Here is a 17,219-nt window from a genome sequence, read left to right as displayed (position 1 = left end):
AGCCAGCGGCTTCTGTAAACGAATCCTTACTATAACGGCAAAATATTTTCACACCAGAACGCTTGGGGCTTATCTCACATAACGCTGAAATTTAGAGGTTTATCTCGCGACGCGCATTCTTCGGCCTAAATGCTGCTACCACTTCGGCCTGAGTTTCCACATAAGGCCCCTCGAGCAACTGAATGCAGTACGGCACGCTGGCGAAGATACCATGCACCACCACCTTGCCCTGTTCGTCCTTGACCCCTTCCAGCGTTTCCTTGATTGACTTCGGTTGTCCCGGCAGGTTGATGATCAGCGCCTGCTTGCGGATCGCCCCCACCTGGCGTGAAAGAATTGCCGTTGGCACATAGTGTAGGCTGATTTGACGCATTTGCTCGCCGAAGCCAGGCATCACGCGATCGGCGATCGCCAGCGTGGCGTCTGGGGTCACGTCACGTCGCGCCGGCCCGGTACCGCCGGTCGTCAGCACCAGATGGCAGCCCATTTCATCCACCAGCTCACACAGGGTTTGCTCGATTAACGTTTGCTCATCGGGGATCAGGCGGGTTTCCAGTTTGAACGGCGTGGCCAGCGCGTCGGTCAGCCACGCTTCCAAAGCCGGTATGCCTTTGTCCTGGTAAACGCCGCCGGAAGCGCGGTCAGAAACTGAAACCAAACCAATACGTAATATGTCCATGCGTAACCTCTACAGCCTAATGGGGTTCGAGCGGGTTCGCTTCCCGCCCTGTTATTCATCCCGAGAGTATAAGGTGTCTGCCCGCGCCGGGGATCTGCGGGCATAAAAAAAGGCGGCCTAAGCCACCTTTTTCTGCGCTGACTGCCTGAATTACAGCAGATCGGCGATCATTTTTTCCAGCTTGCCCTGGTCTACGGCAAACTTGCGGATACCGTCGGTCAGTTTCTCAACCGCCATTGGATCCTGATTGTGCTGCCAGTAGAACTCAGGCTCGGTCAGCGCCGCAGGACGCGCTTTCACTTCGCCGGTGTAAGCCAGTTTACGCTCCAGGGAACCTTCGCTCTCTGCCAGCTCTTTCAGCAGTGCAGGGGCGATCGTCAGACGGTCACAGCCAGCCAGTTCGATGATTTCACCGACGTTACGGAAGCTGGCGCCCATCACCACGGTTTTGTAACCGTGCTCTTTGTAATACTGGTAGATCTCGGTAACGGAAACCACACCTGGATCTTCGTTTGGCGCGAACTCTTTCTTGTCGCCGTTGGCTTTGTACCAGTCGAGGATACGACCAACAAACGGAGAGATCAGGTACACGCCAGCTTCGGCACAGGCACGCGCCTGAGCGAAGGAGAACAGCAGCGTCAGGTTACAGTTGATGCCTTCTTTCTCCAACTGCTCTGCCGCGCGGATGCCCTGCCAGGTAGAAGCCAGTTTGATCAGGATGCGGTCGTTACTGATGCCGGCATCGTTGTACAGCTTGATCAGGCGCTTGGCCTTGGCAACGCTGGCCACGGTATCGTAGGACAGACGTGCGTCCACTTCGGTAGAGATACGGCCAGGAACCAGCTTAAGGATTTCCAGACCGATGTTGACGGCCAGCTTGTCGGCGGCGTCGGCGATCTGCTGTTCGCGATCGCTGCTCTGCTCACGCGCCCAGGCAATGGCTTCGTCAATCAGTTTGCGGTATTCAGGAATTTGGGCTGCATTGAGGATCAGCGAAGGGTTGGTTGTAGCATCTTGCGGTTGATACAGCTTCATTGCCGCGATATCGCCCGTATCTGCAACCACGGTAGTGAGTTGGCGCAGGGAAGTTAATTTATCGGTCATGTTGGCATTATCTCATCGTTTGTGCATGAACTTTTGGCATCGTTCAACCATGCCCTGCCCTGATAATAACATGCGCAAGGCCCGGTGCAAGGCTGGAAAATCGCGGCCCGGCGGCGCTGGTTTTATCCTTGAGCGAGCAACCGTTTACGCTCGTATCTTTCGTCATTCCCGAGCTGAAGAAAAGGCAATAACGTGCTATCGATTGAATAAATTATGTTAAATTCGCGAAAATTGATGCAATAGGGCCAGTAATCTGAGAAAAATCTCAATTGCTCGGAACCCGACTGGTTTCAGCTAAGCTCTTGTAAAAATTCAATCAATATATCTTCACCCGCGGTGGATGCGGTGCGGTGCGCAAAAAATAACAACAAGGAGGGATCCGTGACGGACCTGATGAATTTTATAAATAATATTTTGTGGGGTTCGGTACTGATTTATTTACTGCTTGGCGCAGGCATTTATTTTACCCTGCGTACCCGCTTCATCCAGGTTCGCCATTTCGGCCACATGTTCTCGGTGCTCAAACACAGCAACAAAAGCGACAGCGCGGGCATCTCCTCTTTTCAAGCTTTATGCACCACCCTCGCCGCACGCGTAGGCACCGGTAACCTGACAGGCGTAGCCATCGCCCTTACCGCAGGCGGCCCCGGGGCCATCTTTTGGATGTGGGTGGTGGCGTTCATCGGCATGGCCACTTCCTTTGTCGAAAGCAGCCTGGCGCAGCTCTACAAAACCAAAGACGATCAGGGTAACTTCCGCGGCGGGCCAGCTTACTATATGGAAAAAGGGCTGGGCATGCGCTGGATGGGCGTACTGTTCTCCATCTTCCTGATCGTAGCCTTCGGATTAGTGTTCAATGCCGTGCAGGCCAATTCCATTGCCCAGGCCTCCGCCGTTGCCTTCAACGTGAAGCCTCTGTATATCGGTATCGGTCTGGTCGTACTGAGCGGTCTGGTCATCTTCGGCGGTATCCGCTCGGTTGCCCGCGTGGCTGAATGGGTGGTGCCACTGATGGCTGCGGCTTATCTACTGCTGGCATTCTGGGTGATTGGCCAGAATATTGAGCATATGCCGGCAATCTTGTCGCTGGTGTTCAAGAGCGCCTTCGGGCTGCAGGAAGCGGCGGCAGGTGCCGTCGGCTATGGTATTTCGCAGGCAATGACCCAGGGCGTTCAACGTGGCCTGTTCTCCAACGAAGCCGGTATGGGTTCCGCGCCCAACGCGGCGGCTTCCGCCTCCCCTTACCCACCGCACCCTGCATCTCAGGGCTACGTGCAAATGCTCGGTGTCTTTATCGATACCATCGTGATTTGCAGCGCAACCGCCGCGATTATTCTGTCGTCCGGCGTACTGGATCAGCCGGTAGCCAATGTCAGTGGTATCGACATGACTCAGCGAGCCTTGTCCACCGCCGTCGGCAGTTGGGGATCTCCCTTTGTTGCCATCGCCATTTTCTTTTTCGCCTTTACCTCGATTATCGCTAACTATGCCTATGCCGAAAGTAATCTGGTGTTCCTCGAGCGCAACCACCCGGCCGGCCTACTGGTTTTCCGCTGTGCCGCACTGGGCATGGTGATGTTTGGTGCGCTGGCTGAATTGCCGGTTGTCTGGAAAATGGCTGACACCTCAATGGCGTTAATGGCCATCACCAACCTGACGGCGATCCTGCTACTGTCAAAAGTGGCGCTGAAACTGGCCAACGATTACCACCGCCAGCGTACGCTGGGCAAATTACCCACTTTCGACGCCAACCGCTTCCCTGAACTGAAATCTCAGTTGGAACCCGGCGTATGGGATAAAAACTGAGTTTTTACGGGCGCGTCTGGCACGCGCCCTGCCTATCAGACCCATTGACCCTTTTTCCCGCGCTTTTTGCTACAGTACCCCTTCTTGGATAAACAGGATCTGGCCATGCTCGTTATTATTTCACCTGCAAAAACCCTTGATTACGAAAGCCCATTGGCGACAGAACGCTTCACTCAGCCGGAACTGCTGGACAAGTCGAAGCAGCTGATCAAAATCTGCCGCGAGCTGACGCCGGTACAAATCTCCAAACTGATGGGCATCAGCGACAAACTGGCCGGGTTGAACGCCGCTCGCTTTGGCGACTGGCAGCCAAAGTTCACCCCAGACAATGCTCGCCAGGCCCTGCTGGCTTTCAAAGGCGACGTCTATACCGGTTTGCACGCACAGGACTTCAGCGAGGGCGATTTTGACTTTGCCCAGCAGCATCTGCGCATGCTGTCCGGGCTGTACGGCGTGCTGCGCCCGCTCGATCTGATGATGCCTTACCGTCTCGAGATGGGCATCAAACTGGAGAACGCCAAGGGCAAGGATTTGTACAGCTTCTGGGGCGAGCAGATCACCAAAAAGCTTAACGAAGCGCTGGAGCAACAGGGCGACGACGTGGTGGTCAACCTGGCTTCCGACGAATACTTCAAATCGGTGAAGCCGGCCAAACTGCACGGCACGCTGATTAAACCGGTGTTCCTCGACGAAAAGAACGGCAAATACAAAGTGATCAGCTTCTACGCCAAGAAGGCGCGTGGATTGATGAGCCGCTATATCATCAAGAATCGCCTGACGCAGCGCGAACAACTGCTTGGTTTCAACCTGGAAGGTTACGCCTTCGATGAAGCCGACTCCAAAGGCAACGAACTGGTGTTCAAACGCCCCGAGCAGTAATCCGCCACGCCCATAAAAAAAGCCGTCGCAATGACGGCTTTTCGCTTTATGCCTCCAGCGGGATCAGGCAGGCAAGGCCATCAGGAACTTACGCAGTTCGCCAAAGCTGGCCGGCAGATTGTGGGACAACAGCGGCAAATCGGCGCGCAGCGCCAGTGCCTTCGGCAGCGGCAGCTCCTGACCGAGAATTTCCTCTACGCTCTCTTTGAACTTGGCTGGATGCGCAGTACCGAGGAACAAGCCAAACTCCCCTTCCTTCAATTGGTCACGCAACGCGCGATAAGCGATTGCTGCATGCGGCTCAGAAAGGTAGCCCAGTTGCGCCAGCTCACGCATGCTGTCCTTGGTGGTTTCGTCACTCACCGTTGCGTGCCCCAGTTCTTTCAACTGCCAGATCTTGCGACGGAACAGCTCTTCTACGCGCGGCCAGTTATTCGGCTGGCTTACGTCCATCGCATTCGACAACGTAGCCACCGTGGCGTGTGGCTGCCACTGACCATTCGTCAGGAAGCGCGGCACAGTATCGTTGGCATTGGTCGCGGCGATAAAACGCTTCACCGGCAGGCCCAGTGATTTGGCCAACAAGCCGGCGGTCAGATCGCCGAAGTTACCGCTGGGTACCGAAATCACCAGTTGATTACGTGCTTCCTGCGGCAGTTGCGCTACCGCTTCGAAGTAGTAGCAAATCTGCGCCAGCAGGCGGCTGATATTGATCGAGTTGGCCGAGTTCAGGTGCAGCGCTTCTTTCAGCTCCTGATCGTCAAACGCCTGCTTGACCAGGGCCTGGCAAGCATCGAAGTCGCCATCAATCGCCACGGTGTGAATGTTGCCGCCCAGGGTACAGAACAGCTTTTCCTGCAGCGGGCTGATTTTGCCCTGCGGGTAAAGGATCACCACGCGAACATTCTTCAGGCCGTAGAAAGCATGTGCCACCGCCGCGCCGGTATCGCCGGAAGTCGCCGTCAGGATAGTCACCGGCTGATCGCCTGCCACTTCCGCCAGCATTTGCGCCATAAAGCGGCCGCCGAAGTCTTTAAAGGCCAGCGTCGGGCCGTGGAACAGCTCCAGGCACGCGATGTCGTCTTCCACTTGCGCCACCGGTGCCGGGAATTCAAAGGCCGCCGCTACGCGCTTATGCAGAGCCTCTTCGGAAACTTCGTCGCCAATAAATGCCGACAGGATACGGCTGCTGCGGGTGACAAAATCCTGCTCCAGCAGATGATCGATTTCGGTCAATTCAAATTCCGGCAGTTCCAGCGGGAAAAACAGCCCTTGCTGTTTGCCTAGGCCTTGTTTGATCGCCTGCGCGAAGCTGACCTGCTCGTTGTGATCCTTAAGGTTGTACAGTTTCATGCGTTATCCCAGTAGTCGTGCGCCTGCGGTATCCAGACGGCAAATATGAACAAAACCTTCGTCGTTTTGCAGATAGTGATTAGTCAGCCAATCGGCCATGCGTTGAGCCGTAGCGCCATCATCACAGACGGCGAACAGCGTCGGGCCGGAGCCGGAAATACCGCAAGCCAGCGCACCTATATCCTGCGCAGCTTTACGCGCATCGGCAAAGCCCGGCAGCAGGCGGGTGCGGTACGGCTCGGCAATCACGTCCTGCATCAGTTTGGCGGCCAAACGCGGCTGTTGGGTGTGGCAGGCATGAATAAAGCCCGCCAGATAGCGACCGTGACTGACACAGTCCTGACGACGATACTGCGCGGGTAAAATCGCGCGCGCTTCGGCGGTGGACACCTTGATGCCCGGATAGGCCATCACCCACAGCCAGTCTTTAAAGCATGGCACTTCCTGGCTGATGAAGCCCTCTTCTTCCAGCATCAGTTGCAAGCCGCCAAGGTAGCAAGGCGCCACGTTGTCGTAATGCACGCTGCCGGAGATGCGGCCTTCCAGCTCGCCCATCAGGCTCAGCAGGGTCATTTTATCCAGCGGACGGTTGCAGAATTCGTTCATCGCCATCAGCCCGGCAACCACCGAGCAGGCGCTGGAACCCAAGCCTGAACCGATCGGCATGTTTTTCTCCAGCCGCATCGCCACCGGGATCTCACGGCCGATCTCCTGACAGAAACGCTGCCAGCACTGATAAACGATATTCTCTTTTGGATCGTCCGGCAGTTTGCTGACAAAGCGACCGGCGTTCTGCAGGCTGAACGTGGCGGCAGCCTCGACGCTGACGCAGTCGCCCAGCAAGGTACCGTCGATCGGTGACACCGCTGCACCCAGAACGTCAAAGCCGACGCTTACGTTGCCAATTGAGGCCGGCGCATACACCTTAACCATATTAAACTCCCAACTTCCATGACAGTGTGCGCAACAGATCGGCGAAGACCCCTGCTGCAGTCACATCGTTACCGGCACCGTAGCCACGCAGTACCAACGGCAACGGCTGATAGTAACGGCTGTAGAAAGCCAAGGCGTTCTCGCCGTTCTTCACTTTATACAACGGATCGTTGCCATCTACCGCATCTATGCGAACCTGACAGCGGCCATTTTCAATGACGCCGACGTAGCGCAGCACCTTGCCCTGCTCAGCGGCGTTGGCCACATTGCGAGCATACTCTTTATCCAGTTCCGGCAGGCGCGCCATAAAGGTTTCCACATCCCCGGAGGCGTCAAAGGAAGGCGGCAGCGCCGACTCGACCTCAATATCTTCCAGTTCCAGTTTGTACCCCGCTTCACGGGCCAGGATCAGCAGCTTGCGGGCCACGTCCATACCGGAAAGGTCGTCACGTGGATCCGGCTCGGTATATCCTTTGGCCTTGGCCTCAAGGGTCGCCGCCGACAGCGACATGCCCTCGTCCAGTTTGCCGAAAATAAACGACAGCGAACCGGACAGGATGCCGGAGAAACGCGTCAGCTCATCACCGGCGTTAAGCAGGTTTTGCAGGTTTTCGATCACCGGCAAGCCCGCGCCGACGTTGGTGTCATACAGAAACTTGCGGCGCGAACCGGCCGCGGCGGTGCGCAACTGTTGGTAGTAGTTCATCGACGAGGTGTTGGCCTTTTTATTCGGCGTCACCACGTGGAATCCATCCGCCAGGAAGTCCGCGTATTGATCGGCAACGGCCTGGCTAGAGGTGCAGTCGACAATCACCGGGTTCAGCAGGTGGTACTCCTTCACCAAACGAATCAAACGCCCCAGGTTGAACGGCTCTTGCGCGCCGGCCAGCTCATCACGCCAGCTTTCAAGCTGAATGCCGTGAATGTTGGTCAACATGGCGCGCGAATTGGCAATGCCGCACACCCGCAGATCGATATGCTTTTGTTTCAGCCAAGGTTGCTGACGGTAAATCTGCTCGATCAACGCGCCGCCCACGCCACCAACGCCGATGACAAACACTTCAATCACCTGATCGGTGTTGAACAACATCTGATGGCAAACGCGCACCCCGGTGGTCGCGGAATCATTGCTGACCACCACCGAGATGGAGCGTTCAGAAGAGCCCTGAGCAATAGCGACAATGTTGATATTGGCGCGAGCCAGCGCAGAAAAGAAGCTGGCCGAAATGCCGCGCAGGGTACGCATGCCGTCGCCGACCACCGAGATGATCGCCAACTGTTCCATTACGTCCAGCGGCTCCAGCAGGCCGTCTTTCAATTCAAGATAGAACTCGTCTTCCAGCGCACGACGCGCACGTTGCAGTTCGCTCTGCGGCACGCAGAAACTGATGCTGTATTCGGAGGACGACTGGGTGATCAGCACCACAGAGATGCCGGCGCGCGACATTACGGCAAATACCCGCGCCGCCATGCCGACCATGCCTTTCATCCCCGGACCGGAGACGTTGATCATCGCCATATTGTTCAGGTTGGTGATGCCCTTCACCGGCGTATCGGAATCCAGATTTTCGCCGCCAATCAGCGTGCCTGGCGCCTGTGGATTAGCGGTGTTTTTGATCAGGCAGGGGATTTGGAACTGGGCGATGGGAGCAATGGTACGGGGGTGGAGAACGCTGGCACCGAAATAGGAAAGCTCCATGGCTTCCTGGTACGACATCGATTTCAACAGCCTGGCATCCGGCACGGTGCGTGGGTCACAGGTATAAACACCGTCAACATCGGTCCAGATCTCGCAACAGTCGGCGCGCAAACAGGCAGCCAGCACCGCGGCAGAGTAGTCGGAACCATTACGGCCCAGCGCCACCAATTCGCCCTTGTCGTTGCCGGCGGTGAAACCGGCCATCAGCACAATGTGATCCGCCGGGATGGCCGATGCGGCGATACGCAATGTGGATTCTGCGATATCTACCGTGGACTCCAGGTAATGCCCCTGTGCCAGCAGCTTTTCAACCGGATTAATCACCGTGACCGGGAAACCTTTGGCACGAAACACCCCTTCCATGATGGCGATGGAGAGCTTCTCGCCGCGGCAGATGATGGCCGCATTCACGCTGTCCGGGCACTGTCCAAGCAACGCAACGCCATGCAGCACCTGCTTGAGCTGGGCGAACTCCTGATCGACAAACGTCTTGAGGCGATCGTACTCAAAGCCGGGCAACGCCTGCGCCAGCCCGCTCAGCAGGTCGGCGAAGATGCGCTCTGCATCGCTCATATTTGGCAGAATGTCTTGCCCCGCTACCGTTTTTTCAATCATCGCCACCAGGTGGTTAGTGATTTTAGCCGGAGCGGACAAGACCGTGGCCACCTGTCCCTGACGTGCATTACTTTCCATGATGTCGGCAACGCGCAGAAAACGTTCTGCATTCGCTACCGAGGTTCCGCCAAATTTCAGCACTCGCATTTCTTGTCTCTCCCGAATTTAAGCCGAAAAAAAAGCCCGCACTGGTTAGGTGCGGGCTTTTTTCTTTTGTTTCCTGTACGCGTCAGCCCGCCCCGTTACCTGTGGTATCGGTGGTGGTAATAATTGTTGTGTTCAGGCTGATGTTTCGCATTTTGTCTGTCTGTCTCATTAAATACTCTGTCCCCTCTATTGGTTAAAGCAATCGCTATCCCAAGTCAAATTATTTCTTGTTTTTGCTTATTTATCGTCCAGCAGGCTAACCGGGCGATGCGAGAGATGAAAAGCCAGATGACAGAACAAAAAGACAGGCAGGCGGCAAATTTGCAGTGGATCACACTGCAAAATTAGCCATGTTTACGGGTATCACTTTGTCAGTTTTTTTTCGATATCATGCAACAAAGTATGCAGCATCGCCGTGTCCCGCTGTTGCAGAACACCAAGGCGTTGATGCAGCCAGTCGCGCAATTTTTGATCGTCACTGACCTCCAGCGCCGCCAATAATCCCTCGGCACGTTGACGTAATGCCTTGAGTTGACCCTCGTTGGCTACCGGCTCTTGTGGCGCACTGACGTTCATCAGCTCTGACAGTTGATAACAGTACACCATCACCGCCTGACCGAGATTGAGCGAAGGGTAATCCGCCTGCATAGGTACGCCGGTCAGCAAATCCGCCAGTTCCAGCTCCTCATTGGTCAGGCCGGAATCTTCACGGCCAAACACCAGCGCAGCCTGGTTCACCCACTGGCTGCGCTCACTCAGTTGGCCCAACAGTTGCTGCGGCGTACAGTAATAATGAAAACGCGCACGGCTGCGGGCCGTGGTGGCTACGGTGAAATCTACGTCCGCCAGTGCCTGTTCCAGAGTGGCAAAAGTTTGCACGCCGTCGAGGATGTCTCCCGCCCCGTGAGCAACCCAACGCGCCGCCGGCTGCAGGTGCGCTTCGCTGTCGACAATGCGCAACGAAGTAAAGCCCATGGTTTTCATTGCCCGCGCCGCAGCGCCGACGTTTTCCGGCCGTGCCGGAGCCACTAAAACAATATGCAGCTGCATCAATACTCCACTGAATAAGGGATCGCAGGTTTTTGACTGTTCAGGATACTCTGATTATATTTACAAGTGTGCAACAATAATCCCGCGCACCGCGATAGACAGGGGTAAATGCGCTATTGGCCTTATAAATGGCACGGAATACATATTATTACTTCTTATGATTTACTACTCTTATTAATCAAGGTGTTAATATAACTGCTTTATCAATAAGCCGTTAATTCTACCTCATTAGGCACAACAATGCTGAATCGTACACAGAATTTATGGTTCTGTGACTTAAGCTGGCATTTCTGTAAGTGTTTTTCACAAAACTGTTAACGTGCTACAATTGAATTTGATATATGTCAACAAAGCTTAGTTTTGTTGGGTGATGAATTCGGTACGCACTGTTATATTGCTGTTAATAGGGTTAGGATATGCGCCGTTTTGGCACCTTTGGGGATGTAAGGAATAGCACCCCCACCAAGCTAGCGATCTTGTTGACATGAGATGGAAAGTGCATCAAGAACGAGTTTACGTACTGTAGTCATTTGGTAAGAGGGAACGTGAGCGCTAATCTCTGCCCTCCGCTAAGAAAACAAAGACTTCTGTACTTCCTATTTTCTATTTTGTTGGCAATTTTAGGTAGCAAATATGCAGACCCCGCACATTCTGATTGTCGAAGACGAGTTAGTCACTCGTAACACCCTGAAGAGCATTTTCGAGGCGGAAGGCTACGTTGTTCATGAAGCCAATGATGGTGCAGAGATGCACAACATCCTGTCTGAAAATGATATCAATCTGGTTATCATGGACATCAATCTGCCAGGCAAAAATGGCCTGCTGCTGGCGCGTGAACTGCGCGAACAGGCCAGCGTTGCGCTGATGTTCCTGACCGGCCGTGATAACGAAGTTGATAAGATCCTCGGATTGGAAATCGGCGCTGATGACTATATCACCAAGCCATTTAATCCACGTGAACTGACCATTCGCGCACGCAACCTGCTGTCCCGCACCATGAACCTGGGCAGCGTCGGCGAAGAACGCCGTCTGGTTGAAAGCTATAAGTTCAACGGTTGGGAGCTGGACATCAACAGCCGCTCACTGATCAGCCCAGCGGGCGAGCAATACAAATTGCCGCGCAGTGAATTCCGCGCCATGCTGCACTTCTGCGAAAACCCGGGCAAGATCCAATCCCGTGGCGAACTGCTGAAGAAGATGACCGGTCGCGAGCTGAAACCGCATGACCGCACCGTGGACGTGACCATTCGTCGCATCCGCAAGCACTTCGAATCCACGCCGGACACGCCTGAAATCATCGCTACCATTCACGGTGAAGGCTACCGTTTCTGCGGCGACCTGGAAGAGTAAGTCTCGCGTTAAAATAGTTGGGGTTCAGTTGAACCCCAAGTCTCTTATTTTGCCTCGCCCCAAGGGATGATCGGCACCGCGCTCAGCGCGTTCTTCGGCGAACCGTCCACCACACGATCTGAGTAGCTCAGATAAATCAACGCATTACGAGCTGAATCGTAGAAGCGTACCACCTGCAGCTTCTTGAACACCAGCGACGTCCGCTTTTGGAACACCACCGTCCCTTCCGCCTTGCCGTTTTTGATTTTATCGTTCAGCGCAATCGGCCCGACCTGCTGGCAAGAAATGGCCGCATCCGCAGTATCCTCCGCCAATCCCAGCCCGCCTTTAATGCCGCCGGTTTTGGCTCGGCTGATATAACAAGTTACATTTTTAACATCAGGATCGTCGAACGCTTCCACCACGATTTTGTGGTCCGGACCGAAGAGTTTAAATACTGTATCCACTGAGCCAACCTGTTCTGCTTGCGCACTATTTACCGTTGCGCAAACTAAACCAAACAAAAATATCCATCCTTTTTTCATTCACTTAACTCCAATAACCTGAATCATGAAACTGAGTTCAGGCAATTAATATTGTTTATGTTTTAGGTCACAGAATGGGCCTTTTTCTGGTCCGCACCGGTCTTTTTAGCACAGAGCGTGAAAAAAATCTTTGAGAGTCTCGGAGGAAAAAAATTGCTATTATGCGGCGTCGTTATTTCTTTGCGCCCTTTAAGGTGTGTCCCTGTCCAGCTTTCGCGCAACCCGCAGCGAGAGGCAAAGAGTGCTACGCAAAATGGCTCATGGATTGGTCTGATAGCGCAAGCACCAGCGTGATGAATAAACAGTTCGGGTCTCAACCCTAAAGCTCTACGAGGAAGATCTATGGATCAAGCCGGTATCATTCGTGATCTGCTTAGCTGGCTGGAAAGCCATTTGGACCAACCCTTGTCGCTGGACAACGTGGCGGCAAAAGCGGGTTACTCAAAATGGCATCTACAACGGATGTTCAAAGATATTACCGGTAACGCCATCGGCGCTTATATCCGGGCAAGGAGATTATCCAAGGCTGCGGTGGCGCTGCGTTTAACCAGCCGCCCTATTCTGGATATCGCCTTACAGTATCGCTTCGACTCGCAGCAGACATTCACGCGCGCATTTAAAAAACAGTTTGCGCAAACGCCGGCGTTGTATCGTCGCGCCGAAGACTGGAGCGCATTCGGCATCTGTCCGCCAATTCGCCTGGGCGCCTTTACCCTGCCGCAGCCAGAGTTTGTCACACTACCGGAACTGCACCTGATTGGCCTGACGCAAAGCTATTCGTGCACGCTGGAGCAAATTTCAAACTTCCGTACCGAGCTGCGTTCACAGTTCTGGCGCCAATACCTGGGCGAAGCGGAGACGCTGCCGCCGGTACTGTACGGTCTGCACCATTCGCGTCCAAGCCAGGAAAAGGACGACGAGCAGGAAGTGCTGTACACCACGGCGCTGGAACCGCATCACGTTCCGAAGGAAATTCAGGCTGGGCAGCCGCTGACGCTGCAGGGTGGCGAGTATGCGATGTTCAGTTATGAAGGCCCAGCTTCTGGCCTGCAGGACTTTATTCTGACGCTGTACGGCACTTGTCTGCCGGCACTCAAACTCACGCGCCGCAAAGGGCACGACATTGAGCGCTTTTATCCCAAGGGTGACCGTCGGCCACCCCAACCGCCGACCGAGATCAACTGCGACTATTTGATCCCGATCCGCCGTTAACGTTGCAGTTCGTCGAGTGCGGGCATGTCCAGATGCGTGATATCGCCCGCCGTTTCGACAATCCAGCCGGAAGCCAACCATGGGCTCTGCTGATAGTCGACACGTGACAGCGAACAGTTGCGTAAACGCAGGCGACGTTCGGCATAGGCAGGTAACCCGAGCACGGTGCTGATCAAACAACCCAACGCGATACCGTGGCTAACGATCAGCGGTTTGCTCCCCTCCGGCAGCATCAGGCAGCTTTCCAGCGCCTCGCGCATCCGGCCACCCAGCTCGCTCATGGATTCACCTTGAGGGATACGGCCGTCAGCAGTACCATCGACCATCTGCTTGCGCCACTGCTCTTCCTGCGGCGTCAGGCTGTCGATCAGGCGTTCTTCCAGAACCCCCATGTGTAACTCGCGCAAACGTGGATCGTTTATCACCTCGCAACCGCAGGCTTCTGCGATGATTTGCGCGGTGCGTCGGGTACGCCCCAAATCGCTGGTAATCACGTGCGTGATGCCAAGCTTGCTGACGCGTTGGGCAACCAGATGAGCCTGATGTTCACCGTGGGCGGTTAACGGGCTGTCGGACTGACCCTGGATACGGCGAGCCGCATTCCATTCCGTTTCGCCGTGGCGAACGAGGTATACCTGTAACATTTTGCTTTTCCGTTATACTGCGTGAAACCTGAGTTTATCTTCGTCACAGGCCGCTTGCGCAAGCGTCTGACGTATTGAATAGGCTCTTAGCTTAAGGATGCTAAACCCGTTATGTATCATGTTGTCGCTGCAACTACCAACCCGGCAAAGATTAAGGCTATTCAGTTGGCCTTTGAGGACACCTTTGGCGTAGACCAATGCCGCATTGAATCAGTCGACGTCGCCAGCGGTGTCTCACTGCAACCCATCGGCAATCTCGAAACCCGTACCGGTGCACGCCAGCGCGTCATGGAAGCACGCCAGGTACGCCCGGAGGCCGACTTTTGGGTCGGCGTGGAAGCGGGTATCGAAGAGAATATGACCTTCGCCTGGATGACGGTGGAAAACCCGTATACCCGGGGCGAATCGCGTTCAGCCAGTCTGATGCTGCCGGAAACGATTTTACAGGGAATTCGCGCCGGTCGCGAATTGGGGACGGAAATGGCGACCATCACCGGCAATGCCGAAGTGAAGCGCCAGGGCGGCGCTATCGGTATCTTCACCGATGGGCGGTTGAGCCGCACCAGCGTTTACCATCAGGCTCTGCTGTTGGCACTGGTGCCCTTCCACAACCCGATCTACCAAAACCATAACAACGCGCCGCAAAAATAAGCGCATGCGGGCGTGGCGCGACTAAGGTGCCTCGCCCAGCAATTGCTGCTCCAGCCACTGCTTCAACGCCGGCGTCGCCGCCTTCAGGCTGTTCGAACCGCGAGTGATGGTGGCAATACCGGCCCCCAGCTCGTTCTTCAGCTCACGCTGGCTCATCTCACCGCGCATCAGTTCCTGAATAATCCGCACCCGCGTCCCCAAGGCCGTTCTTTCGTCCGGCGTCAGCAGCAGTTGCAGCAGCGGTTGATGCAGATCCTGGGCGAACGAATTCTGCAGCAGCGCGACAAAGCGCAGCCAATCCTCATTGCCTTGTTCTGAAAGAGCCGGGTCGTTAAGCGATAATTGCGTCATGGCAAGCCACCATACTATTTAACTAGTACAGCAGCATACCATAGCGCCGCAAAAATCAATAACGCCTCTGCCACTCGGCATCGGTCAGCACCTTGGCCGGACGATGCATGAGGTAGCGATAAAATGCATCATAGGCCAGTACGTTCTTCACATAAGAACGGGTTTCCGAGAACGGGATGCTTTCGACAAACGCCACCGCATCTACCCGCCCTTCGCTGTTGCCCAACCAGGTATTTACCCGCGATGGACCGGCGTTGTAGGCCGCCGATGACAGAATACGGTTACGCCCAAACTGCTGGTACACATACTCCAGGTAGCTGGTACCGATGGTAATGTTAACCCGGGGATCAAGCAGCTGGCTTGGGCTTGAGTAGCCGGGAATATTGTACATCTGCACCGTATGCTGCGCGGTACGCGGCATCACCTGCATCAGGCCGCTAGCCCCTACCGGTGACTGGGCTTTCGGGTTCCAGGCGCTCTCCTGACGGGCTATCGCCATGGCGTAGCTCGGCGTGATCCCCTTGTCATCGGTCGCGGCCCGGAACTCTTGCGGCCAAGCTACCGGGAAGCGCTCTTCAAGGTGATCCCACAGTTTGCCAACGATGGTTGCCTGCACGCTGAGATCGGCCCATTTTTGCTCGAACGCATAACGCGCCAGCGCTTCCTGTTCCGGACGACTGCGGCTGGACACAAACGAGGTCCACTCGCTGCGCGCCAGATTATCCATATTCCAGTACATCAGTTCGCGTACCCGGGCAATCTCCGGTCCGTCCACCAGCGAAGCGCGAGGTTTCGCCGCCACGGCCACCATTACCGGGTAAGGCTTATTCAGTTTCTGCGCCGCCACCATTGGATAGAAACCGCGTTCGTTCATCAGGCGACGCAGGATCTCTTCACCTTCACTGCGTTTGCCTTCATCCAGCAGCAGGCTTGCACGCCAGTAACGCCACTCGTCTTTATTGCGAGACTCCGCTGGCAGGCGAGCCAGCCAGGTAGCCACCCCCTGGCGATCGCCATTGCCCAATGCCATACGCACACGACGTTCCAGCAGAGCCGGAGACTGACTGCGCAGGATCACCTTATCGCGCCATTGGGTTTGTTCGAAGGTGGCATCACTGCCCATCAGGCGCCAGGCCACCGCCTCTTCCAACCCCAACCGCTCGCTGTCGCTCATTTTCTGCAGGCGCACCAGCGTCGGGATCATCGCGCGAGCATTTTCTACATCCTGGCGCGCCAGGCGTTCAAAAGCGATGCCGGTCGCGGCACGGGTAAAATCTGTTGGCCCTACACTACGGGCAAAGGATTCTACCGTGGCCGGATCGTTTTGCAGACGCACCAACGCATCGCCCATGGTTTGGTAATCTGACGGCAACTGACGGTACAAGCTGTTGACCAGGCCGCTGTTGCCCTCTTTCAACGCCAGTTTCATGCGCTCCAGTATCGCCGATGGTGTCTGTTTGCCGGAGCCCTTCCAGACGCTGAACAGCTTGTCACAGGAGCCCGGTAACGATTTACCGCTCATCCAAACGTCTTCAGCACCGCTCCAGGCCGCCTGTTGATCGCCGGTGGCCCATTTGGCGTAGTAGTAATTGCAACGCGCAGCTATAGGTTTAGGCGCCTGTGGGCTAAAGGCCAACAGAGTCCGCCAGTCTTCACGCCGTGCCAGCTCGTTAACAAAGCGTGGGGCCAACGATTTGGCCGGCGGCAGCGTCGGATGCTGTTTGATAAAATCGTTCACCTCGGAGAACCCGGCCTGACTGAGATCTTGCGTCAGCTCACGGTATTCCAGATAAGGGTATAGCGGGTAATCACGCAGCGTCGGCATCAATTGCGCCACGACGTCCATCTGCTTACTGTCCCACGCCTGTTTAATCTGCAGGTAACGCTGACGCTGGGCGTCCAGCGAGTCCGCCAATGCGGCGCCTGAGAATGCCGTCAGGCACAGGCCCACAGCCAAAAACCGCCACTTGTCTACCTTGACCATACTGACTCTTTCCTCGCTAATGCTGATGGTGTTGCCAGAGCCGATTCCCCCGTTGCCGCGCTACGCCAGCAGCCAACGGACAGTGAAACGGCTCTCCGAGTGTTTCGCGCTCTGTCGTGGGATATCGCTTCATCCGGCACGCCAGAACAAAAGGAGGCGCTGAGTGACTGGCTCAGCCATCTACCATAGACAGCGCGATCGCTTATCCATTCACTACTGTAGATGAAGTTTATCGTCA

At 55.4% G+C, this 17,219-nt stretch carries 16 protein-coding genes and 1 other annotated feature; of the genes, 5 read left to right on the top strand and 11 right to left on the bottom strand.

Annotated features, from left to right (window positions below):
* Positions 1-91: 91 nt before the first annotated feature.
* Positions 92-679 (bottom strand): molybdopterin adenylyltransferase, encoded by a 588-nt coding sequence (mog, locus tag M495_RS02780; protein WP_020825144.1) that lies wholly within the window; start codon positions 677-679, stop codon positions 92-94.
* Positions 680-829: 150 nt separating this feature from the next.
* Complete coding sequence (tal, locus tag M495_RS02775) at positions 830-1,783, bottom strand: transaldolase (protein ID WP_020825143.1); 954 nt, start codon at positions 1,781-1,783, stop codon at positions 830-832.
* A 381-nt stretch (positions 1,784-2,164) separates the two neighbouring features.
* Here tal and M495_RS02770 point away from each other — a divergent pair, with 381 nt between their 5' ends.
* Entirely contained in the window at positions 2,165-3,589 is a 1,425-nt protein-coding gene (locus M495_RS02770; protein ID WP_020825142.1) for an alanine/glycine:cation symporter family protein, read from the top strand.
* Between the two features lie 105 nt (positions 3,590-3,694).
* Positions 3,695-4,468: a peroxide stress protein YaaA gene (gene yaaA, locus M495_RS02765; RefSeq protein ID WP_020825141.1), complete on the top strand. Its 774-nt coding sequence runs from the start codon at positions 3,695-3,697 to the stop codon at positions 4,466-4,468.
* 63 nt (positions 4,469-4,531) lie between these two features.
* On the opposite strand, the gene thrC is transcribed toward yaaA, so the two are convergent.
* The 5 genes from thrC to M495_RS02745 all read right to left on the bottom strand — a co-directional run bounded on the left by thrC (position 4,532) and on the right by M495_RS02745 (position 10,265).
* A complete protein-coding gene (thrC, locus tag M495_RS02760) occupies positions 4,532-5,821 on the bottom strand; it encodes a threonine synthase (RefSeq protein ID WP_020825140.1) in 1,290 nt (429 codons plus the stop codon).
* Positions 5,822-5,824: 3 nt separating this feature from the next.
* Positions 5,825-6,754, bottom strand: coding sequence for a homoserine kinase (gene thrB, locus M495_RS02755; RefSeq protein WP_020825139.1), 930 nt, complete (start codon positions 6,752-6,754; stop codon positions 5,825-5,827).
* Between the two features lies 1 nt (position 6,755).
* Positions 6,756-9,215 carry a bifunctional aspartate kinase/homoserine dehydrogenase I gene (gene thrA / locus M495_RS02750; RefSeq protein WP_041414178.1) on the bottom strand — a complete coding sequence of 820 codons (2,460 nt, stop codon included), beginning with the start codon at positions 9,213-9,215 and terminating at the stop codon, positions 6,756-6,758.
* Positions 9,216-9,240: 25 nt separating this feature from the next.
* Positions 9,241-9,359, bottom strand: a sequence feature (Thr leader region).
* Positions 9,298-9,366, bottom strand: a complete 69-nt coding sequence (thrL, locus tag M495_RS24780; protein WP_071998276.1) for a thr operon leader peptide — start codon at positions 9,364-9,366, stop codon at positions 9,298-9,300. (Overlaps the previous feature by 62 nt.)
* Positions 9,367-9,578: 212 nt before the next feature.
* Positions 9,579-10,265: a tRNA/rRNA methyltransferase gene (locus M495_RS02745; RefSeq protein ID WP_020825137.1), complete on the bottom strand. Its 687-nt coding sequence runs from the start codon at positions 10,263-10,265 to the stop codon at positions 9,579-9,581.
* Positions 10,266-10,898: 633 nt separating this feature from the next.
* Here M495_RS02745 and arcA point away from each other — a divergent pair.
* Positions 10,899-11,615, top strand: coding sequence for a two-component system response regulator ArcA (gene arcA / locus M495_RS02740; protein ID WP_004949989.1), 717 nt, complete (start codon positions 10,899-10,901; stop codon positions 11,613-11,615).
* A gap of 44 nt (positions 11,616-11,659) precedes the next feature.
* Here the strand turns inward: arcA and creA are convergent, their stop codons facing one another.
* A complete protein-coding gene (creA, locus tag M495_RS02735) occupies positions 11,660-12,139 on the bottom strand; it encodes a protein CreA (protein WP_020825136.1) in 480 nt (159 codons plus the stop codon).
* Between the two features lie 342 nt (positions 12,140-12,481).
* Between creA and robA the strand changes: the two genes are divergently transcribed.
* The gene (robA, locus tag M495_RS02730) at positions 12,482-13,351 is read left to right on the top strand and encodes an MDR efflux pump AcrAB transcriptional activator RobA (protein ID WP_020825135.1); all 870 of its coding nucleotides are present in this window, start codon (positions 12,482-12,484) and stop codon (positions 13,349-13,351) included.
* On the opposite strand, the gene gpmB is transcribed toward robA, so the two are convergent.
* Positions 13,348-13,995: a 2,3-diphosphoglycerate-dependent phosphoglycerate mutase GpmB gene (gene gpmB / locus M495_RS02725; protein ID WP_020825134.1), complete on the bottom strand. Its 648-nt coding sequence runs from the start codon at positions 13,993-13,995 to the stop codon at positions 13,348-13,350. The two genes, robA and gpmB, sit on opposite strands and share 4 nt — an antisense overlap.
* Positions 13,996-14,106: 111 nt before the next feature.
* Between gpmB and yjjX the strand changes: the two genes are divergently transcribed.
* On the top strand, positions 14,107-14,646 hold the full coding sequence (gene yjjX, locus M495_RS02720) for an inosine/xanthosine triphosphatase (protein WP_020825133.1): 540 nt from the start codon (positions 14,107-14,109) through the stop codon (positions 14,644-14,646).
* 21 nt (positions 14,647-14,667) lie between these two features.
* On the opposite strand, the gene trpR is transcribed toward yjjX, so the two are convergent.
* Positions 14,668-14,997: a trp operon repressor gene (trpR, locus tag M495_RS02715; protein WP_020825132.1), complete on the bottom strand. Its 330-nt coding sequence runs from the start codon at positions 14,995-14,997 to the stop codon at positions 14,668-14,670.
* 55 nt (positions 14,998-15,052) lie between these two features.
* Positions 15,053-16,981: a murein transglycosylase gene (sltY, locus tag M495_RS02710; protein WP_020825131.1), complete on the bottom strand. Its 1,929-nt coding sequence runs from the start codon at positions 16,979-16,981 to the stop codon at positions 15,053-15,055.
* Between the last annotated feature and the right edge of the window lie 238 nt (positions 16,982-17,219).

This window comes from Serratia liquefaciens ATCC 27592 (assembly GCF_000422085.1).
GTDB lineage: Bacteria > Pseudomonadota > Gammaproteobacteria > Enterobacterales > Enterobacteriaceae > Serratia > Serratia liquefaciens.
The sequence above is the reverse complement of the archived record's forward strand: the minus strand, read 5'-3'. Positions and strand labels throughout refer to the sequence as shown.